Raw genomic sequence first — 23292 nt, 5'->3', positions numbered from 1 at the left:
ATAAAAGAAGAAGATCAACACGCTACAAAAGCTTTTCTGGCAGCTTCCAGATCTTCTGGTGTATCAACACCTGCGCCGGGTGCTTGCAGCGCTTTTGCTACATGAATTTTTTCACCGTACCAAAGCACTCTTAGTTGTTCGAGCATTTCAATACCTTCCAATGGACTTGGAGCCCACTGAACATAGCGCCGAATAAACCCTGCCCGATAGGCATAAATTCCTATATGGCGCAGGAAATTGTCTCCAATAGTCTCTTTTGATTGCATAAAGCGATCACGTTCCCACGGGATAGTAGCGCGAGAAAAATAAAGTGCATAACCTTTCGAATCCATAACGACTTTGACCGCATTAGGATTGAATGCCTCTTCCGCATCTTGGATCTGCACGGCAAGGGTTGCCATTCCAGCATCACTACCAGCTAAATTATCGGCCACTTGCTTAATGATCTGTTCTGGAATAAGGGGTTCATCTCCCTGCACATTCACAATAATTTCATTATCAGCAAATTGGTATTTATCGATAACCTCAGCCAAACGCTCTGTACCTGAATGGTGATTTTCGCTTGTCATACAAGCCTCACCACCTGCGGCAGTCACTGCATCAAAAACATCTCGATTGTCTGTCGCCACAATAACCCGCTCAGCACCAGAACGGACAGCCCGCTCCATCACACGCACAATCATTGGCTTGCCATGAATATCAGCCAATGGTTTTCCAGGTAAACGTGTTGAGGCAAAACGTGCTGGAATGATAACGGTAAACATGGTTATTTGTTTTCCTTTGTAGGCAAGACACGTGCTTCATTCTCTAGCAATACAGGAATGCCATCACGGAAAGGAAAAGCGAGGCGATCAAGCTTGCAAATCAGTTCAAAGTTTTCTTTATCATAACTGAGCTTGCCATGGCATACCGGACAAGCAATGATTTCGAGTAAACGGTGATCCATATCTCCCCCAAGTAACGGGCTTTAAATTTAATGCGGCTCAGAATACCACAAGCCATGTATCACCGTTAACTTTGTTGCTTGGTTTAATTTCCCTTATTTTGTTTAATATGGCGAGAATTGCCCAATATTATTGGTGAGTGTTTAATTCTGGAAGCAAGGCACGAATGTCGTTTAATACTTTTTGCCCTTTTTCCTCTGGTAAGTCCGCGTGTACAGGCAAATACCACCAGTTAGATTGCGCAAATTGAAAACATTTGACCGCATCTTTTTCTGTCATCAATAAATTTTGCTCACTATCTACCAAAGCCAATAGTTGAGATTTTTCGTAAGACTGATGATCAGCAAAAGCATGTGTTTTCTGTAAGCTAGCCCCTAATTGCTCCAATGTCGCGAAAAAACGCGGTGGATGACCAATCCCTGCCATCGCTACGCCATTGGGAATATCAGTGACTTTCCTCGTTTCCCCAGTCAACAAGTTAACCGCCAAATCGCCCTTTAGAGTCATTGGCAACTCACCTTCTTCCGGTGTTCCACCATTAACAATGATCGTGTTAACGCTATTCAAGCGCCCTGCCAATTCTCGCATGGGTCCGGCAGGCAACCAACAGCCATTACCAAAACGACGAACGCCATCAATTACCACAATTTCATAATCACGCTGTAAGGCATAATGTTGAAGACCATCATCTGTAATTACGATATCAACCGGAGCATGTGCCAATAATGCTTTGATCGCTTCAGCCCGTTTTGGTGCCACAGCAACAAGTGCACCAGTACGGCGGTGAATTAAAACAGGTTCATCTCCTGCTTGTGCTGTTGTTACTTCCTCTGTAACTAATAGCGGGTAATGTTCCGACTTCCCACCATAACCACGTGAAACAACGCCAACCCGATAACCTTTTTGCTGCAACTGTTCAACCAGCCAAATAACAACAGGGGTTTTACCATTCCCCCCTGCTGTCAAATTGCCGACCACAACAACAGGCACGGGTGCTCTCCAAGAACGACTCAATCCTAGTTTATAGCTTAAACGACGTAAGCCAATTACCAGCCCATAAAGGGCTGATAATGGTAATAATACGATGTAAAGCCATGAATGGCCTGACCATATGCGTTCAATCATTGGCCAAACTGCATCCTATGTAACTGTGCATATGCTCCTTCGTGTCCCAACAGAGCAGCATGATTGCCCCTTTCTATGATATTCCCATCTTCAATGACGATAATTTCATCGGCCTTTTCAATAGTAGAAAGACGATGGGCAATGACTAATGAAGTTCTGTTTTTCTGCAATTCATCTAGGGCAGCCTGAATTGCACGTTCAGACTCCGTATCCAATGCTGAGGTTGCTTCATCCAAAATTAAAATCGGAGAATCGCGCAATAAAGCACGGGCAATAGCAATACGCTGGCGCTGTCCCCCAGAAAGCAAAACGCCGTTTTCACCAACCATGGTATCAAGGCCGTTATCCAGCTTTTTGATAAAATCCATTGCATAAGCCATTTCTGCCGCTCGCTCTATCTCTTCACGGCTAAATTGTCCTTCGCTGGCGTAGGCAATGTTATTGGCAACCGTATCATTGAATAGATGTACATTTTGTGACACCAACGCAATTTGGTTACGCAGTGAAGCCAACGTATATTCTCGCAGGTCATGATCGTCCAATATTATCCCACCTTTATCCACGTCATAAAAACGAGTGAGGAGATTAGCAATTGTCGATTTACCTGATCCTGAGCGCCCAACCAATGCAATAGTTTTTCCCGCTGGGATCGTCATTGAAATATTTTTCAGTGCAGGATGATCTTTGGTTGGATAACAGAAAGTGACATCACGGAATTCAATATTACCTTTTGCTTTTTTGATTTCCAATTTACCGTCATCTTTTTCCTGCTCCATATCCAAAATAGCAAATAAAGTCTGACACGCAGCCATGCCGCGTTGGAATTGAGCGTTCACATTAGTCAGAGATTTCAGTGGACGCATCAAGGCAATCATGGATGAAAATACGACGGTGATTTTCCCGGCGGTTAAAGCGCCCATAATTTCAGGAAAACTGGCGGCATACAGAATAAATGCCAGTGCAAAAGAAGCAATAAGCTGAATAATCGGATCTGAAATAGAATCAGCGGAAACCATTTTCATGCCCTGTTGGCGCATATGGTTGCTGACTTTGTTGAAGCGTTTGGTTTCAACGTCTTGACCACCAAAAATTAAAACTTCTTTATGCCCTTTCAGCATTTGTTCGGCACTGGTTGTCACCATCCCCATGCTGTTCTGCATATTCTTACTGATGTTACGAAAGCGCACGGAAACAAGGCGAATAACACCCGCAACTATCGGTGCAATTACAATCAAAATGAGGGAAAGTTCCCAACTGTAATAGAACATCAGTATAAACAGGCCAATAATTGATGCCCCTTCCCTAACAACCGTCACTAATGCGCTGGAAGAGGAGGAAGCAACCTGTTCTGAATCATATGTAATACGAGAAAGCAAAGTTCCCGTGGATTGCTGGTCGAAGAAGGAAACAGGCATCCCCATCATGTGGTTGAACAGACGACGACGCATCTGCATAACTACTTTGCCTGATACCCAAGAGATACAATAACTCGATACAAAACCAGATATGCCACGCAACAACATCAAACCGATAACAACCAGTGGCATCCACTTCAATACGCTAATGTCTGCCTTGCCAAAACCTTCATCAAGCAAAGGCTTCAACAAAGAAATCATCAATGTATCACCGGCAGCATTAATAATTAGCGCAACCGCCGCAACTAGCAGGCCGATTTTAAAAGGAGTAATGCTCGGCCACAATCGACGGAAGGTCTGCCAAGTAGAAAGGTCTTTATCATTCATTATTGAGTTACCAAAACCAAAAGAAATAGCGAGTCATTCTACTCATGATCGCTACGAATACCAAACCACTGATGATACCACCGTGTCATTATTTGTTGTCGATAACCTTTTAATTTAATGTGATCACGATAAAAATAGCCTGTTATCTGACCAGATACTGCTGTAGTATGCCACTCAACCCCAGCATTCTTATAACGTTGCTTCACTTTTATTGAAGGCAGTCTCCACGGGCTATAGCGCGCTACTGAAGTCAAAGCATATTGAGGCATAACTCTACGTATAAATACCGAAGTTGAAGAAGTGTTACTCCCATGATGAGGTACTTGCAGTATTGTTGCATTCAGATGACTCTTCTCAAGCTCTGATAAGCTATATTCTCCCCGCTTCTCCAAATCCCCCGTTAATAATAGACTATGCTTACCATCATCAATGTGGATCACGCAAGACTGATTATTTCCAACAATAGCTGCCTTTTCTGGTGGCCAGAGGACTTTAAAATTCAACCCTTGCCACATCCATTGCTCACCACGAACACAAGGTAAATGGGTATGATTCAATGAAGGACTTCTAATTTGGATATCAGGGTATTTTTCATTTATGTACACAGCTCCTCCTGTATGATCCAAATGATCATGACTAAGGATTATCTGTTCTGGTAATAATCGATGCCAACGCAAATAAGGTTCAATGACTTTTTCTGCCATGCTGCCCGTTTCCCAGCGATTTCCTGTATCAAAAACAATCGCCTTTCCTCCCTTATCAATCACCACAGCTAATCCATGTCCTACATCCAGCATTGAAAAACGCCATTGATAATCATTGGAACGCTTTGAATAACAGGCAATAATTCCAATACAAATTCCCAACAGCCATTTATAAGATTTCCACCAACCTAAACGCCAAATCACAACTAAAAACCATCCGGCTAACGTAATAATGATTGGATAATTTCCTGTTTCAACCCATGAATACGTTAAAACATATAGAGGAGTTACAGCGAGTGAAATACTATAATCAACAAGTTGCCATAAGAATGGCTGGATAGCCGGAAGAAAAATACAAACTATTCCCAACATAACTAATGGCACAGATAAAAAAGAGATAATCGGAACAGCCCATAGATTAGCCACCAATGATGCAATATTAATACCCTGAAATAATAAAAGCTGCAGCGGCAACAGCATTAACATCATGCCCAATTGCATATGCAATCCACGCAACCATATCCATTGCCAACCATAGCGTATTTTTTCTGGCAAAGGCATCCAATAAAACCAAAATAACAGTGCCATAACTGCAGTAAATGAGAGCCAGAAACTGTCAGAAAGTATTGCGAAGGGATCGAAAAGTAAAATAATCGCAGCACTCCATAAAGCCCATTGCCATGAAAAACAAAGTCTGCTTTTACATCGTAAATAAATCCATAAAGTAAGACCCAATATTGCCCGAACAGCTGGTACTCCCCAACCAGACAACCATCCATACAGCATTGCAGTTAACCAACCCATAATTAATGGGAAACGAAATCCAATCCATTTCGCAGGAAAAAAGAATTGCGCTATTCTCGCAAAACTCCAGCCAAATAAGCTGGCCATAGTGATATGTAGCCCTGAAATAGCCATCAGATGAGCAATACCTGTTTGCTGTAATAGCAAACGAGTAGATTTATCCAGCCACGCCCTTTCACCAAATGCAAGAGCTAAAGCAACACCAGCCTGTTTTAGTGGCTGAATTTCTGGCAACAACTTATTAATGATATCTTGTCGGAGGTTACAATTTTTATTGAGTGATTTTGCCTGAATAATTTTTCCATTCAACGGCTGGCGTATAGCAAGTGAATATCGCTGGCTATCATAACTACCATAATTTAATTGAGCATGGACAGGTCTTAGTTTCATGGTCACCAACCATTTCTGACCAGCACATAGCAATTCTTGAGAGTCCCACAATACTGATGCGTATAAAGCTGGAAAAATATGTTTCCCATCACTTTCGATCAGTCTAATACGATAACGCGCCTTTTTATCATTCTCCTTAGTTTCATTTTCCAACGATACACTATCAATCATAACAATTGCGGTGCGGGAAGTTTCGCTGAAATAAGTTATCTGCGCCAATATCTGATGACCATGCCAACACCCAAAAATAAAAACCCATAGACCCAATGATATAAATCGTATGATTTTATGAGGAAAAATTAGTAAGAGAAATGCAAATAGAATCAGGTAATTAATAGTTTTTTGTTGAGGTAGGTTAGCAAGGAATAATAAGGGAAGAATTCCCAATACAATGGCCAATGCAGCTAAATTTATATTAATAATAAGTCTTAATTTTCGCCAAATAATGAATAAATAAGTAAAAGGAAAAAATATTATGTGCTGCATCCGTTATGCCTCTATGCTGACATTCCATTCACGCAAAACAGCCTATTGCATAATAATCCTGACTACCAGTCAGAGAAATAATAATGTGGAATCACTTCACAAATTAATTTTCAAACAAAAGAATCTATTCTCAAAATAATACAATCATCATCACAAAAATCGGATATGCAAAAGTTGGATATACAAATTTTAGGTACATAAAAAACGGCACCCGAAAGTGCCGTTAGTTTAATTAAGTAATAACTAATATCTTAGCTATTGCTATAGATATTTACGCGATCACGTAACTCTTTGCCAGGTTTAAAGTGGGGAACATATTTACCGTCCAATTCCACTTTATCACCCGTTTTTGGGTTACGACCCACACGCGGAGCCCGGTAGTGAAGAGAAAAGCTGCCGAATCCGCGAACTTCAATACGTTCACCTGAGGCTAGTGTTTCTGCCATATGATCAAGCATTTCTTTCACTGCATCTTCAACGACTTTAGCCGACATGTGAGATTGTTGCTCTGTAAGTCTTTCGATTAATTCAGACTTGGTCATGGTACCTCCCTAAACTACCGTATTCGGGTAATATTATCATTATAGAGAATATTACCCGAGTTATGACTTAAATTATTCGCCTTTAGCTGCTTTGAAAGCTTCAGCCATTGCGTTGTTAGCGAAGTTTGTGTCTTCTTGTTTGTTCACAGAAGCGATAACGTCTTTTTCATCAGCTTCGTCTTTTGCACGAATAGACAGGTTGATTACGCGGTTTTTGCGATCAACGCCAACATATTTAGCTTCAACTTCATCGCCAACGTTCAGAACTTGAGTTGCATCTTCAACGCGGTCACGAGAAGCTTCTGATGCACGCATGTAACCTTCAACGCCGGCAGCTAATTCAACTGTAGCACCTTTTGCGTCAAGTGCGGTAACTTTACCAGTAACAATTGTGCCTTTCTTGTTTACAGACAGGTAATTGTTGAATGGATCTTCTGCCAGTTGTTTGATGCCCAGAGAGATACGCTCACGTTCTGCATCTACTTGCAGAACTACAGCAGCGATTTCGTCGCCTTTCTTGTATTCACGAACTGCTTCTTCACCTGCAACGTTCCAGGAGATGTCAGACAAGTGAACCAGACCATCAATGCCGCCGTCCAGACCGATGAAGATACCGAAGTCAGTGATAGACTTGATCTTACCTTCAACGCGATCGTTTTTGTTGTGAGTCTCAGCAAATTGCTGCCAAGGGTTAGATTTACACTGCTTCAGACCCAGGGAGATACGACGACGTTCTTCGTCGATATCCAGAACCATAACTTCCACAACATCACCAACGTTAACAACTTTGGATGGGTGGATGTTTTTGTTGGTCCAATCCATTTCTGAAACGTGCACCAGACCTTCAACGCCTTCTTCGATTTCAACAAAGCAACCGTAGTCAGTCAAATTAGTTACGCGACCAGTCAGTTTAGTACTTTCTGGATAACGCTTAGCGATTGCTACCCATGGATCTTCACCCAGTTGTTTCAGACCCAGAGATACGCGGGTACGCTCACGGTCGAATTTCAGTACCTTGACTGTGATTTCATCGCCCACATTGACGATTTCGCTTGGATGTTTAACGCGTTTCCAAGCCATATCAGTAATGTGCAGCAGGCCATCAACGCCGCCCAGATCAACGAATGCACCGTAATCAGTCAGGTTCTTAACGATACCTTTAACTTCCATACCTTCTTGCAGGTTTTCCAGCAGCTGATCGCGCTCTGCGCTGTTTTCAGATTCGATAACAGCACGACGGGAAACAACTACGTTGTTGCGTTTCTGATCCAGCTTGATGACTTTGAACTCAAGCTCTTTGCCTTCAAGGTGAGCAGTATCACGAACTGGACGAACGTCAACCAATGAACCAGGCAGGAACGCACGGATACCGTTCAGTTCTACAGTGAAGCCGCCTTTTACTTTGCCATTGATAACGCCAGTGACAGTTTCAGCTTCTTCGTATGCTTTTTCCAGCATCAGCCATGCTTCGTGACGTTTCGCTTTCTCACGGGACAGGATAGTTTCACCGAAACCATCTTCTACCGCATCCAGAGCTACATCAATTTCATCGCCAACTTGGATTTCCAGCTCGCCTTGAGCATTTTTGAATTGTTCTACAGGAATTGCAGATTCTGATTTCAGACCTGCATCAACCAATACAACGTCTTTATCGATAGCAACTACAACACCACGAACAATGGCACCTGGACGAGTTTCGATAACCTGTAGGGATTCTTCAAAGAGTTGAGCAAAAGATTCTGTCATGTTAATGATCTTCAAGGTTTTTAATTAACGTCCATTTAGCATCCAGCCGAATGGGGTTGTTTTACATACCTCACAACTTTTCCTTGTTATAAGGTGTTTTGGTGTACCAGCATATTTCACTACCAATACACCAGAATTCTATATACATCTTCTTGATACGCTACTGCAATAGCGTATTTGCGAAAATTAACGATTATGCAGGTATTTCCAGCGCGTTTTTCGCATAAGTCAGTGCTTTATTAATCACTTCTTCGATAGACATGCTGGTCGAATCTAAGATCAATGCATCTTGTGCAGGCACTAAAGGCGCAACTGCCCGATTGCGGTCTCGGAAGTCCCGCTCCTGTATTTCGGACAAAAGGCGGTCAAAGTTAACACTAAAACCATTCTCCTGCAACTGTAACATGCGTCTGCGGGCACGTTCTTCCGCACTTGCATCAAGAAATATTTTTACTGGTGCATCAGGAAATACAACAGTTCCCATATCACGACCGTCCGCTATCAGCCCTGGAGCAATGCGGAAAGCTCTCTGCCGACGTAAGAGCGCTTCACGGACGCGCGGGAATGTCGCTGTCTGTGAAGCCGTGTTTCCAACAGTTTCGGTACGAATTTCATTGCTGACATCTTCGCCTTCCAGAATAACCCGAAGTTTACCATTTGCAGGCATAAAACGAACATCCAGATTTGCAGCCAGAGGAACCAGAGCGTCTTCAGACTGGATATCCACCTGATGGTGAATGGCAGCCAATGCCAATACTCGATAAATGGCACCTGAATCAAGTAATTGCCAATCTAACGCTTCAGCCAACGCCTGACATAATGTTCCTTTGCCAGCACCACTTGGCCCATCAACGGTTATTACTGGAGCTATTGCCGCCATCATTATCCTCCTCTTCGCGTGACATTCGTATAACAGGCAGGTCATTTACCGAATGCATAAAATTGCTTAATTAGCAAGCAATAAAAAACCTGTCTTATTATACGCGCTCAGCAGATGAGAGAAACAGGCTTAGCACAATTATCCCCAAATTTCATATCGAGTCATTTTTTCACCACGAATTTTCCTTTAAAACCCATTTAGTTATATCTATTTTGTATATTGACTAAGTTTTTCAAGCTGATTGAAATAATCTGGGAATGTTTTTGCTGTACAACCCGGATCAAGGATGGTGACTGGTGTATCAGACAAAGCCACCAGCGAGAAACACATTGCAATTCGGTGATCATTATAGGTTTCAATTTCAGCATAATTGAGCTTTTCTGGTGGACAAACTCGAATATAGTCATGTCCCTCTTCCACTTCGGCACCTATTTTTCGTAATTCAGTTGCCATTGCATTGAGCCGATCTGTTTCTTTTACCCGCCAATTATAAATATTGCGGATAATTGTTTCTCCCTGCGCAAACAGCGCAGTTGTCGCAATAGTCATTGCAGCATCAGGAATCGCGTTCATATCCATATCAACGCCTGTCAATGTACCACGTTCACATTCGACAAAATCATCCCCCCAGCGAATAGTAGCTCCCATTTGTTCCAGCACATTGGCAAATTTGGCATCCCCTTGCAGGCTATTTCTGCCAATGCCAGTGACACGAACTATTCCACCTTTAATTGCTGCCGCTGCCAGAAAATAAGATGCCGATGAAGCATCACCTTCCACCAGATATTGTCCCGGAGACAAATATTGTTGCTGCCCTTTAATGTGAAAAATCTGATATTGTTCAATGTCTATCGTTACACCAAAACTTTTCATCAGTGCCAATGTAATATCAATATATGGTTTAGAGACCAAATCACCTTGTATATGAATTTCCGTGTCGTTTGCTGCCAATGGTGCTGCCATCAATAAAGCTGTCAGGAATTGGCTGGAAACACTGCCATCAACAGTAATTTTTCCACCTGAAAATCCCCCCTTGATATGTAAAGGCGGATAATTTTCTTGTTCAAGATAATCAATTTCGGCCCCCCCTTGACGCAGTGCGTCGACCAAATGACCAATCGGACGCTCTTTCATACGCGGTTCACCGGTCAACACCACGCTCATACCGCTATTTCCCAAACATAGCGCCGCTGCCAATGGGCGCATTGCTGTACCTGCATTGCCCAAGAACAGTTTAATTCCGCTTTTTCCGGTAATGTGGCCTCCAATACCATCTACTTCACAAATAGTACGATCGGCGGATAAACGATAGGAAATGCCCAAAGCAGTCAGCGCATTAAGCATGTAACGAATATCATCGCTGTCCAATAAATTGGTTAGCCGGGTAGTTCCTTTAGCAAAAGTCGCAAGTAACAAAGCGCGGTTAGAAACGCTTTTAGAGCCGGGCAAATTAATCGTTCCATTAATACGGGAAATAGGTTGTAACGTAAGGGATTGCATAATAGAGAGGAGTCTCCGGTTTTTAATTGGGATATATTTTTAACTTTTAGGATAAATTGAGGATTTTGAGATCGGGAGGTGTCATCTCTCCCGACGATAAAAATTAAGCGTTACGACGTTCAAAATCAGCCATAAATTCAACCAATGTTTTTACCCCCTCATAAGGCATGGCGTTATAAATAGAAGCACGAGCGCCTCCCGCCACTTTGTGCCCTTTCAACGCATGTAGCCCATGTGCATAGGCTTCTTCCAAGAACTGACCATCTAACATTGGGTTAGCTAGCTGGAATGGCACATTCATGATAGAACGATTTTGAGGGGCAACATGGTTGATATATAACTTGCTGTTATCAATGGCACGATAAAGATGTTCAGCTTTTGCAAGATTGCGTTTGCGGATTTCTTGTAACCCTCCCTGCTCTTTCAACCACTTAAATACCATGCCAGATAGATACCATGCAAATGTCGGTGGCGTATTGTACATAGAGTCGTATTGAACCTGTACAGTATAATCCAGGATCGACGGTGTATGCTGGTGTGCTTTACCCAGAAGATCTTCACGGATAATAACGACGGTAATCCCTGCTGGCCCAATATTTTTTTGTGCGCCAGCATAGATGACACCATAACAGCTAACATCAATAGGTGCAGAGAGAATGGTTGAAGAATAATCGGCAATCACAATCTTATCATCACCAAAATCAGGCTCTTCAAAAATAGCAATACCTTCAATAGTTTCATTAGGACAATAATGGACATAAGCAGCATCACTGCTCCAACCCCATTCACTCATTGGTTTCACACTGGTGATACCATCTATTTCTACTCTGATATCAATGACATTTGGTGTGCAATATTTTTTTGCTTCTTTCGCTGCACATTCAGACCAGTAACCACTAACGATATAATCTGCTGTTGATTTATCACCCAATAAGTTCTGTGGCAATGCCGAGAATTGTGCACGAGCCCCACCATGACAAAACAGCACCTTGTAATTCTCAGGTATCGATAATAAATCTCGGAGATCTTTTTCTGCTTCTGTTGCGACAGCCACGAATTCTTTGCTACGGTGGCTGATTTCCATCACAGATGTCCTCAGGCCGTGCCAGTTGCAAAGTTCCTGCTCTGCTCGTCGTAATACTTCTGCTGGCAACATAGCTGGACCAGCGCTGAAATTATATACCTGACTCATTAACCTCACCCTATCAATGGATACAATCAAATCGGATGCATTGGTTTTATCACTCCCGCTCTGCCGCTGCAATGGTTATTAAAAGATTGTTGCAAACTATTGTTACAGCCTATTGCATTACTGGCAGATAGATTGTGTTACCGGAAACTTAATTATCAAAAATACCAATAAGAAAGTCAGAATAAAATTTTTCAACCTATACAGAATGGTTAAAATTCACCTCAAGAATAATTTACATCTATAAATATAAACATATGGATATTTCGTTCTAATAAAAACATGAAAAAACAACATCCTAACAGATGATATATTAATTAATATAAAATGCATTAGTTAACAAAAGGGAAGTTGTTACCTTAAAAAATGAATTAACTGATTAATATATGAGATACTATTTTTAATATATAAGTAAGATAACCTTTTCTAATTTTCGTAACAGAAAATAGAAGTCTCCCATAAATATTGTTATTGGCCTCACCAATATTTTACTGACGTAATAAGGATATGTGATGATTAAAAAAATAGTTCCTGATTTCCATCAATTAGAACAAAAAAAAACACTGAATATGATTTAATTGATATTTTTATACAAAAAGCAAAAGAATATCCTGAACATCATGCAATCATTACTGAAGAACGTACTGTCAGTTATCGAAAACTTGCTCAGCAGGCGCAGTTACTGGCTGTTCATTTATATAAAATGGGCATACAACATGAAACTCCTGTCGCTGTTTTATTGGAGCCTGGAATTGAGCAAATCATTGCCCAAATCGCTATTTTACTGGTGGGAGGAAGCTGTGTTCCACTCGATACCACAATGCCTGATGACAGGCTGTGTTTTATGTTACAGGATTTACAAATAAACCTGACACTAACAATTCCTCAGTTTCAAGAACGCACCTTACCCACAGATTTTATCATTATTAATCAAGATGTACTGAAATCCCCAGAGACGGGGCACTTTCCTTTGGTTCATGGTGGGAAAAATCATCGAACTCATATTTTATTCACTTCGGGAACAACCGGAAGGCCCAAAGCAGTTGAAATTGAAGCTCAAGGTATTATCCAACTTATATAAACTTAAGCTGTACTGATAAAATAGCTTGCATTGCCAATCCTACATTTGATGCTTCTCTATTTGAAACTTGGGGAGCATTATTAAATGGAGCTTCCATAGTCATTATTCCGAGAAAAATGGTTGTCGATCCCTATCTGTTTCAAGCAATGTTAGAAAAATTCTCCGTCAGTTTTATGATTATTACTACATTATTCAATTTGGTCGCTAATACCTGCCCTCAAGCATTCCGTGGTCTACGCTACCTTATTCCCGGTGGAGAGGCACTAAACCCTTATACCTTGCGTCAAGTTTTGCAATCTGCTCCACCACAACATTTAATAAATGGTTATGGACCAACTGAAAGTACCGTCATGTCTTTAATTCATGAGATCACACTGGATCAACTGACAGAAGAAAATATACCAATTGGAAAGCCAATTGCTAATAGCGAAATTTATATTTTAGATGATCAACAACAGCTTGTTGCGCCGGGTCAAATCGGCGAAATCTGTCTTGGTGGAGAGGGATTAGCACGTGGCTATTGGAATCGCCCAGAAATAAACTCTCAGTGTTTCATTATGGTTGATATTGAAAACAATAATGAATTAAAAAGGATATACCGCACTGGTGATTTAGGCTGGCAGCGTTCTGATGGTATTTTTATGTATGCTGGGCGAATGGATAATCAGATAAAAATACGTGGTTATCGTATCGAGATTGGAGAGATAGAAACTCAGCTACTAAAAAGCCAGTTATTGAAATCAACAGCTGTATGTGTAGTAAAAAAAGAGAATATAGAACCTTATTTAATTGCTTTTATCGTTCCTAAAGATTTAAATACTTTTTCAACACAAATGTTAAAACAATGGATTAACCTCTATTTACCAGATTATATGCTGCCCAGACTTGTTGTTGTCGAGCATATCCCCCTCACCTTCAACGGAAAAACAGATAGGCCGCGCTTATTAGCAGAATATGCGGAGAATCAAAAACAACAACAACTATCTCAGCAAAAAACAAAAATGAGTAAAGAAGAATCAATCGTTTTAAATAGTTGGCGGCAAGCCTTAGATTCTTATGATATTACTCTAGATAGCAATTTCTTCCAGCTGGGCGGAAATTCATTACAGGCAACCAGACTCATTATTGATATTGGACGCCAGTTCCAGCGCAGTTTGCCGGTACAGCTCTTGTACGACTCTCCCACACCACGAAAATTAATAGAAGCTCTCCAACAAAATAAGCTAGAACCCGCTGATTTATGCAACATTATGCTCAAAGATAGTTTACTTCCTTCTCATATTCAGCCCTTGTCTCAGCCACTCCAGCCATGGTTAACACCTGATACCGGACGAGTGTTATTAACTGGCACAACCGGATTTTTAGGGGCTTTTCTCCTACGTGATCTTTTGTTACAAGCTGGGATTAATCAGATAACTTGTTTAGTTCGTGCGCACAATAATGATTCGGCTTTACTGAGAGTTAAAGATAATTTGAAGCAATATGGCCTGTGGAAAGACGAGTTTCTTTTTAAATTACAGGTTCTTGCCAGCGATCTTACCAAACCTAAGCTAGCACTTAGTCAACAGATTTATGAACAATTATCTGTAGAATGTGATGTCATTTTTCATTTGGCTGCTCATGTAAATTATATCCAACCTTATTCAGCTCATTATTCTGGAAATGTTTTGGGGACACTAAACGTATTACATTTTGCTGTCAGCAAGAAAATAAAACCTTTGCACTATGTATCCACTCTTGCTGTTTTTGGCCCAGCAAAACTCTGCTCATCTATAACCAGAATTTATGAGGATGATGACATCATAGCTTATTTGAATGGACTGAAATATGATTCAGGTTACTCACAAAGCCAATGGGTTGTTGAGCGAATGATATGGCAAGCCAGAGACAGAGGAATACCTCTTGCGGTATATCGACCTGGTTTTATTATGGGGGATAGTTTGACAGGAGCCAGTAACCCTAAAGATTTTGTCTCTAGATTAGTTCAAGGTTGCATAAAGATAGGCGCTTACCCATTATTAGCTAATCAACGAAAAGAATTCGTACCAGTAAATTATGTCAGCCAAGCCTTGCTTAATATTTCTATGGATAATCACAGATTGGGCAAAGCTTACCATTTAGGAACCCCTAATAATCAACAATCCGTCGATATGAATCCGTTTTTTGAGTTACTTAATCAATGTGGTTATCAGCTTAAAGGATTACATTACTCTGAATGGCTGGATAAATTAGAGTCAGATCCAAAACTGGTAGAAAATCCATTAATGCCATTGTTGCCTGTGTTATCCGAAAAAATTTATGGGCAACTTACCCGATGGGAAGTATACGAAAATATGCCCGTTTATGATGCAAAGAATACAGAGTCAGCTTTAAAGGGAAAATACGATTTATATTTACCTATGGATAATTATTTATTAGAACGCTATCTCTCTTATTGGATACAAACTGGTTTTATATCTTAATTAAATGATCTTTTTTCTCAAAAAATAGGAAGGTGCATAAAGCACTTTCCTATTTTTATAGATCAGGAATTAAATCAGAAATTAATACTTACTGAACATTTCCTGAATTTTTGCCACATCAGAAGTCTGTGTCAGAGCCAATTGCAGAAGAACTCGAGCTTTCTGTGGGTTCAGGCGTTCTGATGCCACAAATCCATATTTACTGTCGTTAACTTCAGCATTCTGAGTTGTATAGCCAAAAGGAATGCGGCTAGAGCGAACAACAACAACACCATCTTTAGCTGCTTGAACCAAAGTATCAAAAATGGACGTATGGATATTACCATTACCTACACCTGCGCTGATAATGCCTTTATAGCCGTTTTCAACAAAAGCTTTTGCTGGCAGATCAGATGCGTTGGAGTAGTTATAAACGATGCCAACTTTTGGCAATTCATCCAATTTGCTAACATCAAAAGCGGCTTTGCTGGCTTTTACTGGTGCCGCAGAATAGTAGTTCACTTTGCCGTTGTGAACGAAGCCTTGTGTACCAGCATTCACAGCCTGAAATGCCTGAACTTCAGTTGTGCTCAGCTTACTAATATCACGACCATGAATAACGGTATCATTCATCGCAAGCAGAACACCACGGTTTGCAGAATTTTTATCAGCAACAACAACAACAGCGTTGTACAAGTTCAGGGGGCCATCAGCACCCAGTGCAGTAGATGGACGCATTGCGCCAACCATCACGATAGGTTTCTGGCACTGAGTGGTCAGATCGAGGAAATAAGCGGTTTCTTCCATGGTATCAGTACCATGGGTAATAACAAAACCGTCGGTTTTGTCACAATCTGCATTGATTTTTTTCGCCAGAGTCAGCCACACCTGATCGTTCATGTCCTGAGAACCAATGCTGACAACCTGCTCGCCTTTCAAATCAGCAATGTTCTTAATTGCTGGTACAGCATTCAGCAGGACATCAATTCCCACTTTGCCAGCGGTATAATTAGATTGAGTTGCAGATTCACCACCACCAGCAATTGTGCCACCAGTTGCCAAAACAGTAATGCTTGGCAGAGCGAAAGCAGAGCCATTGACTAAAGCCAGAAAACCGACTATTGCTGTTATTTTAGTCTTTTTCATTATTCAACCTCTCGTAAAAAAAGCCATTTTATTATGTAAACTCAGAATAAAGAAACTCTGATTAACAATAATTTTGGGGGAACTAATAGAGCGGATGAAAAAAACGCCGTATGATATACGGCCTTTAACATAAATTGAAGTGAATCACTACGATGACGCAAACCTATATCCTAGGCAAAGACGCCGCGTTGGAAGACTCCATTAATCGTTTTCAGCATAAGCTGGAGTCTCTTGGTTTTAATATTGAAGAAGCCTCATGGCTGAATCCTGTCCCGAATGTCTGGTCAGTACATATCCGCGATCGTGACTGTCCTCTGTGCTTTACCAATGGCAAGGGGGCCAGCAAAAAAGCTGCGTTGGCTTCCGCATTGGGAGAATATTTTGAGCGTCTATCAACAAACTATTTCTTTGCTGACTTTTACCTCGGCGATACCGTTGCCAATGGCGAGTTTGTTCATTACCCAAATGAAAAATGGTTCCCGTTACCAGAAGATGATTCTCTGCCAGAAGGTATTTTAGACGAACGCCTGCATGATTTTTACAATCCAGATAACACGCTCTGTGCTAGCCAGTTAGTTGATCTGCAATCTGGTAATGAAGAACGGGGAATCTGTGCCCTGCCATTCACTCGCCAATCAGATAACCAATCTATTTATATTCCAATGAATATTGTCGGAAACCTATATGTTTCAAACGGAATGTCAGCTGGCAATACCATGAACGAAGCACGCGTTCAGGGATTATCTGAATTGTTTGAGCGATATGTGAAAAACCGCATTATCGCAGAATGCATCAGCTTGCCTGAAATTCCACAGGATATTATGAACCGCTACCCAAGTGTGGTTGAATCAGTCAATAAATTGCAGGAAGAAGGCTTCCCACTCTATTGTTACGATGCTTCGCTTGGTGGACAATTCCCGGTTATTTGCGTCATCCTGTTCAATCCTAATAATGGCACTTGTTTTGCGTCTTTCGGTGCTCATCCTGACTTTGGTGTTGCGCTGGAGCGTACAGTCACAGAATTACTACAAGGCCGTAGTCTAAAAGATCTTGATGTCTTTACTCCACCAAGTTTCGATGACGAGGAAGTTTCTGAACATACTAATCTGGAAACTCACTTTATTGATTCAAGCGGTGCAATCAGTTGGGATCTATTTAAGCAAGATGCTGATTATAAGTTTGCTGACTGGAATTTTAGCGGAACGACAGAAGAAGAATTTGCCACCCTGATGAGAATCTTCAATAAACTGGATGCTGAAGTTTACATTACTGATTATGAACATCTTGGTGTTTATGCCTGTCGTATTCTGGTTCCCGGTATATCAGATATTTATCCGGTCGAAGACCTGCATATTGCCAATAACACTATGGGAACTCATCTGCGTGACACTATTCTGGCATTGCCGGAAAGCCAATGGCAACCAAAAGAATATCTGGCTTTCCTCGAACAACTAGATGATGAAGGTTTGGATGACTTCACTCGTGTCCGTGAATTATTGGGGATTGCTGCGGGTAAAGATAATGGTTGGAGCAACCTGCGTATCGGTGAATTGAAATCCATGTTGGCACTGGCTGGTGGCGATTTGGAACAAGCGCTGATTTGGGTTGAATGGACACAGGATTTCAATGCCTCTGTTTTCACCGCCGAACGAGCTAACTATTATCGCTGTCTGCAAACGCTGTTACTGTTGACCCAAGAAGAAGATCGCAAACCAGAACAATATTATCAGGCATTTGTAAAAATGTACGGTCGAGACACTGTCGATGCTGCTTCTGCCACCATTGTCGGAGAAAACTGCTTCTATGGTTTATGGGCTATTGATTCGGAATTAAAAACATTGCCAACTCATCAAGCATTATTGAATGCTTATGAAAAACTGCAAAAAGCCAAGCGTGAATTTTGGGTCAATAAATAAACCATTAAATTAAAGTTTATTAATCATTAAAAGTAAAATTCAGGTTAAATATAATTCATTTTGAAATAACAAATAAATAACAATTTAACCTGTTATTTTACTTTTAGCGTCCAACATACCGAAATCATTTCTGAAAGATCAAAACCTGCTATATAAAATATTTTTATAAATTTTAAAAAATATTTTTTCTCTATAAATCATATTATTAAAATCAAATTACCACATTTAGGCAGCCATATTTCATCAGACTTTCAGTCTAACATGATCCATATCAAATTCAGGCCAATGTCCATTTGTTACTATCAATGAGTGCTATAATTAATTAAGGATAAAGAGAGTGTTAGGATGAAAACTGACAACCCTTTTAATTTATTTCCACCTGCTGTAATGGCACAAATCGCTGATGATAGTGGTGTATACAAAGTCAATAAACATCCCGCAGTGACTTATTTATCGGCAATCATGGCAGGTATGTTTATTTCCATTGCTTTTGTTTTTTATATTACGGCAACAACAGGAACTTCTTCCATTCCTTATGGATTGGCTAAATTAACTGGCGGGATCTGTTTTTCCCTTGGTTTGATGTTGGTAGTAATATGTGGTGTTGACCTCTTCACTTCCACAGTATTGACAATCATTTCAAAAGCAACAGGACGTATTACTTGGTCCCAAATGTTCAAAAACTGGATTAATGTTTATATCGGTAATCTGATTGGCGCACTATTTTTCGTGGCTTTAATTTGGTATTCCGGCCAATATGCCGTTGCCAATGGTGCTTGGGGTCTGAATGTATTACAGGCAGCAAACCATAAAATGCACCATTCTTTTATTGAAGCGGTATGCCTGGGCATTTTAGCGAATCTGATGGTATGCCTTGCGGTCTGGATGAGCTATGCCGGACGCAGCCTAATCGATAAATTATTCGCATTGATACTGCCAATTGGTATGTTTGTCGCCAGTGGCTTTGAACATAGTATCGCTAACATGTTTTTAATTCCGTTCGGGATCGTTATCAAAAATTTTGCACCAGATAAATTTTGGGTGAAAGCAGGAGCAACCCCTGAGCAGTTTCCTCAACTCAACATTTCAAATTTTATTACCGATAACTTAATTCCGGTGACAATAGGTAATATTATTGGTGGTGCGGTATTGGTTGGATTGACTTATTGGCTGATTTATTTACGTGGTGGTAAAAAACACTAATTCACCTCCGTGTCAGATTTCTTAAAAGTTCCACTGTTAAAAGGTAGAAGTATCATGTCCGAGTTAAACAAAAAATTTTCTGTAGCATGGCAAGGTTTTAACGAGGGTAGTTGGCAGAATGAAGTCAACGTTCGTGATTTCATCCAGAAAAACTATACCCCGTATGAAGGTGATGAATCATTCCTTGCAGGTGCCACAAAAGAGACAGATGTTTTGTGGGAAAAAGTAATGGAAGGTATTAAAATTGAAAACCGCACTCATGCGCCAGTGGATTTTGATACTGACGTTGCGTCTACAATTACTTCTCATGATGCTGGTTATATTGAAAAAGATCTGGAACAAATCGTTGGTCTGCAAACCGAAGCGCCTCTGAAACGTGCCATTATTCCATTTGGTGGCATTAAAATGGTTGAAGGTTCTTGTAAAGCCTACAATCGTGAGCTAAACCCGAAACTGAAACAAATTTTCACTGAATATCGTAAGACTCATAATCAGGGAGTATTCGATGTTTATACACCTGATATCCTGAAATGCCGTAAATCAGGTGTACTGACTGGTCTGCCTGATGCCTACGGTCGTGGCCGAATCATCGGCGATTATCGTCGTGTAGCATTGTATGGTATCGACTTCCTGCGTGATGAAAAATTTGCCCAATTCACTTCATTACAGGAAAAATTGGAAAACGGCGAAGATTTGGAATCTACTATCCGTCTACGCGAAGAACTTGCTGAACAGCACAGTGCTCTTGGTCAAATAAAAGCGATGGCCGCTAAATATGGCTATGACATTTCCAATCCTGCTACCAATGCTAAAGAAGCCGTACAATGGACTTATTTCGCTTATCTGGCAGCCGTTAAATCTCAAAACGGTGCTGCGATGTCTTTCGGTCGTGTTTCCAGCTTCTTGGATATCTATATCGAACGGGACATTCAAGCAAGTAAATTGACCGAACAACAAGCTCAAGAGCTGATCGACCATTTGGTCATGAAACTGCGCATGGTGCGTTTCTTGCGCACTCCTGAGTACGATGAACTGTTCTCAGGCGACCCGATTTGGGCAACTGAATCACTGGCCGGTATGGGCTTAGATGGCCGTACTCTTGTGACCAAAAGCAGTTTCCGTTTCCTGAATACGCTATACACCATGGGGCCATCCCCAGAGCCTAACATGACCATTCTGTGGTCTGAAAAACTACCAATTAGTTTTAAAAAGTTCGCAGCAAAAGTATCGATTGATACCTCATCCCTGCAATATGAAAATGATGACCTGATGCGTCCTGACTTCAACAGCGATGATTACGCTATCGCATGTTGTGTCAGCCCAATGATTGTTGGTAAACAAATGCAGTTCTTCGGTGCTCGCGCAAACTTGGCAAAAACCATGCTGTATGCCATCAACGGCGGTGTGGATGAAAAAATGAAAATGCAGGTTGGCCCGAAAGAGGAACCAATGAGAGATGCCATACTGGATTATGACAAGGTCATGGATCGTATGGATCACTTCATGGATTGGCTGGCAAAACAATATGTCACTGCTCTGAACATCATCCACTACATGCATGACAAATACAGTTATGAAGCTTCATTAATGGCACTGCATGATCGTGATGTATTCCGTACCATGGCATGTGGTATCGCAGGTCTGTCCGTTGCTGCTGACTCATTATCTGCCATTAAATATGCGAAAGTTTCCCCAATCCGTGATGAAGATGGTTTGGCAATTGATTTCAACATTGAAGGTGAGTACCCACAATTCGGTAACAACGATCCACGTGTTGATGATATCGCTTGTGATTTGGTTGAACGCTTCATGAAGAAAATCCAGAAACTACAAACATATCGCAATGCGGTTCCAACACAGTCTGTACTGACTATTACCTCAAACGTGGTTTATGGTAAAAAAACGGGTAATACCCCTGATGGACGTCGTGCTGGTGCACCATTTGGGCCGGGAGCTAACCCAATGCACGGACGCGACCAAAAAGGTGCAGTTGCTTCATTGACTTCGGTTGCTAAACTGCCATTTGCCTATGCTAAAGATGGTATTTCATACACTTTCTCTATCGTGCCTGGCGCATTGGGTAAAGATGACGAAGTACGTAAAGCAAATCTGGCGGGCCTGATGGATGGTTATTTCCATCACGAAGTAGATATCGAGGGTGGTCAGCATCTGAACGTTAACGTGATGAACCGCGAAATGCTGCTGGATGCAATGGAAAATCCTGAGAAATACCCACAGTTGACTATTCGTGTATCAGGTTACGCTGTGCGGTTTAACTCGCTGACTAAAGAACAGCAACAAGACGTTATCACCCGTACATTTACTCAATCAATGTAAATAATCAGAATAGAATAGTAGCATCGAAAATGTCATTATTTTCTGACGAAATAAAATGAAATACACTAAAGGCCCTCCTCAATTGGGGCCTTTATCAGCTTGTCAGTATTTGGAGAAATCCTTTCATGTCCGTACTTGGTCGTATCCACTCATTTGAATCTTGCGGAACCGTAGATGGCCCCGGTATCCGCTTTATCGCGTTTTTCCAAGGTTGCCTCATGCGCTGCCTCTATTGCCATAACCGCGATACTTGGGATACCCATGGAGGAAAAGCAGTAACTGTTGAAGAATTAATAAAAGAAGCAACAACCTATCGTCATTTTATGAATGCTTCGGGTGGCGGAGTCACTGCTTCCGGTGGTGAAGCAATTCTTCAGGCGGAATTTGTTCGTGACTGGTTCAGAGCTTGCCATGAAGAAGGTATTCATACCTGTCTGGATACCAATGGCTTTGTTCGCCGTTATGATCCGGTGATCGATGAACTATTAGATACGACTGATCTGGTTATGCTAGATTTAAAACAGCTTAATGATGATATTCACCAAAAATTAGTCGGCGTATCCAATCATCGGACTCTTGAATTTGCTCGTTATCTGGCAAAACGCAATCAAAAAACCTGGATCCGTTATGTTGTCGTTCCTGATTGGTCAGATGACGATCAATCAGTTCATTCACTGGGTGAATTCACCAATGATATGAAAAATATTGAAAAAATAGAATTATTACCTTACCACGAACTTGGTAAACACAAATGGATTACCATGGGTGAAGAATATAAATTAGAAGGTGTTAAACCTCCATCAAAAGAAACAATGGAAAGAGTAAAAGGAATTTTAAGCAGTTATGGGCATCATGTAATTTATTAGATACATTCATCTCTCTTCTCCAACGACCAAATTAATAACCTAGTCTGTAATTCTTAAGAGAAACTGGCTCTCTCAATCACTTGAGGTCAGTTTCCTTCGAAGGAATTTAAATCCAATCGGCTATTTGCAACCATTACATTGAATAAATTTTTAAACTCCTTTATATTCTGCTCCATAGCTGATAGTAAGAAATACTGTTAGATACAATCTACGTACATATCCTAAATATTATTGCTAGCTATCACCCGTT

Annotated in this window: 17 protein-coding genes; 6 read left to right on the top strand and 11 right to left on the bottom strand. The window is 41.0% G+C overall.

Going from position 1 to position 23292, the window contains the following annotated elements:
* Positions 1-14 precede the first annotated feature (14 nt).
* The 10 genes from kdsB to serC form a co-directional block, all read right to left on the bottom strand.
* Positions 15-764: a 3-deoxy-manno-octulosonate cytidylyltransferase gene (gene kdsB / locus BM135_RS06400; protein ID WP_092518928.1), complete on the bottom strand. Its 750-nt coding sequence runs from the start codon at positions 762-764 to the stop codon at positions 15-17.
* Between the two features lie 2 nt (positions 765-766).
* Positions 767-946 carry a Trm112 family protein gene (locus BM135_RS06395; RefSeq protein WP_092518927.1) on the bottom strand — a complete coding sequence of 60 codons (180 nt, stop codon included), beginning with the start codon at positions 944-946 and terminating at the stop codon, positions 767-769.
* 127 nt (positions 947-1073) lie between these two features.
* On the bottom strand, positions 1074-2069 hold the full coding sequence (lpxK, locus tag BM135_RS06390; protein WP_092518926.1) for a tetraacyldisaccharide 4'-kinase: 996 nt from the start codon (positions 2067-2069) through the stop codon (positions 1074-1076).
* Positions 2066-3814, bottom strand: a complete 1749-nt coding sequence (gene msbA, locus BM135_RS06385) for a lipid A ABC transporter ATP-binding protein/permease MsbA (protein WP_092518924.1) — start codon at positions 3812-3814, stop codon at positions 2066-2068. The genes lpxK and msbA overlap by 4 nt, the downstream gene beginning before the upstream one ends.
* A 35-nt stretch (positions 3815-3849) precedes the next feature.
* Positions 3850-6195, bottom strand: coding sequence for a ComEC family protein (locus BM135_RS06380; protein WP_092518922.1), 2346 nt, complete (start codon positions 6193-6195; stop codon positions 3850-3852).
* Positions 6196-6446: 251 nt separating this feature from the next.
* Positions 6447-6737: an integration host factor subunit beta gene (gene ihfB / locus BM135_RS06375; RefSeq protein WP_092518920.1), complete on the bottom strand. Its 291-nt coding sequence runs from the start codon at positions 6735-6737 to the stop codon at positions 6447-6449.
* A 72-nt stretch (positions 6738-6809) separates the two neighbouring features.
* The gene (gene rpsA / locus BM135_RS06370; protein ID WP_092518918.1) at positions 6810-8483 is read right to left on the bottom strand and encodes a 30S ribosomal protein S1; all 1674 of its coding nucleotides are present in this window, start codon (positions 8481-8483) and stop codon (positions 6810-6812) included.
* A 193-nt stretch (positions 8484-8676) separates the two neighbouring features.
* A complete protein-coding gene (gene cmk / locus BM135_RS06365; protein WP_092518916.1) occupies positions 8677-9363 on the bottom strand; it encodes a (d)CMP kinase in 687 nt (228 codons plus the stop codon).
* A 207-nt stretch (positions 9364-9570) separates the two neighbouring features.
* Positions 9571-10863, bottom strand: a complete 1293-nt coding sequence (gene aroA, locus BM135_RS06360) for a 3-phosphoshikimate 1-carboxyvinyltransferase (RefSeq protein WP_175485991.1) — start codon at positions 10861-10863, stop codon at positions 9571-9573.
* A 103-nt stretch (positions 10864-10966) separates the two neighbouring features.
* Positions 10967-12055 carry a 3-phosphoserine/phosphohydroxythreonine transaminase gene (gene serC, locus BM135_RS06355; RefSeq protein ID WP_092518912.1) on the bottom strand — a complete coding sequence of 363 codons (1089 nt, stop codon included), beginning with the start codon at positions 12053-12055 and terminating at the stop codon, positions 10967-10969.
* A 541-nt stretch (positions 12056-12596) separates the two neighbouring features.
* On the opposite strand from serC, the gene BM135_RS17655 reads away from it, so the two are divergent.
* Both BM135_RS17655 and BM135_RS17305 read left to right on the top strand, forming a co-directional pair.
* Positions 12597-13133: an AMP-binding protein gene (locus BM135_RS17655; RefSeq protein ID WP_339385137.1), complete on the top strand. Its 537-nt coding sequence runs from the start codon at positions 12597-12599 to the stop codon at positions 13131-13133.
* Positions 13130-15595, top strand: a complete 2466-nt coding sequence (locus BM135_RS17305) for a thioester reductase domain-containing protein (RefSeq protein ID WP_339385136.1) — start codon at positions 13130-13132, stop codon at positions 15593-15595. The genes BM135_RS17655 and BM135_RS17305 overlap by 4 nt, the downstream gene beginning before the upstream one ends.
* Before the next feature lie 81 nt (positions 15596-15676).
* On the opposite strand, the gene ansB is transcribed toward BM135_RS17305, so the two are convergent.
* The gene (gene ansB, locus BM135_RS06345) at positions 15677-16720 is read right to left on the bottom strand and encodes an L-asparaginase 2 (RefSeq protein WP_092518910.1); all 1044 of its coding nucleotides are present in this window, start codon (positions 16718-16720) and stop codon (positions 15677-15679) included.
* 152 nt (positions 16721-16872) lie between these two features.
* Between ansB and ycaO the strand changes: the two genes are divergently transcribed.
* The 4 genes from ycaO (at position 16873) to pflA (ending at position 23042) form a co-directional block, all read left to right on the top strand.
* Positions 16873-18636: a 30S ribosomal protein S12 methylthiotransferase accessory factor YcaO gene (ycaO, locus tag BM135_RS06340; protein ID WP_092518908.1), complete on the top strand. Its 1764-nt coding sequence runs from the start codon at positions 16873-16875 to the stop codon at positions 18634-18636.
* A 345-nt stretch (positions 18637-18981) separates the two neighbouring features.
* Entirely contained in the window at positions 18982-19839 is an 858-nt protein-coding gene (focA, locus tag BM135_RS06335) for a formate transporter FocA (protein ID WP_092518906.1), read from the top strand.
* 54 nt (positions 19840-19893) lie between these two features.
* Positions 19894-22176, top strand: coding sequence for a formate C-acetyltransferase (gene pflB / locus BM135_RS06330; RefSeq protein WP_092518904.1), 2283 nt, complete (start codon positions 19894-19896; stop codon positions 22174-22176).
* Between the two features lie 125 nt (positions 22177-22301).
* Entirely contained in the window at positions 22302-23042 is a 741-nt protein-coding gene (pflA, locus tag BM135_RS06325; RefSeq protein ID WP_092518902.1) for a pyruvate formate lyase 1-activating protein, read from the top strand.
* Positions 23043-23292 lie beyond the last annotated feature (250 nt).

Origin of the sequence: Xenorhabdus japonica (assembly GCF_900115195.1) — a bacterium.
GTDB lineage: Bacteria > Pseudomonadota > Gammaproteobacteria > Enterobacterales > Enterobacteriaceae > Xenorhabdus > Xenorhabdus japonica.
This window is presented reverse-complemented; position numbering and strand designations above follow the sequence as displayed.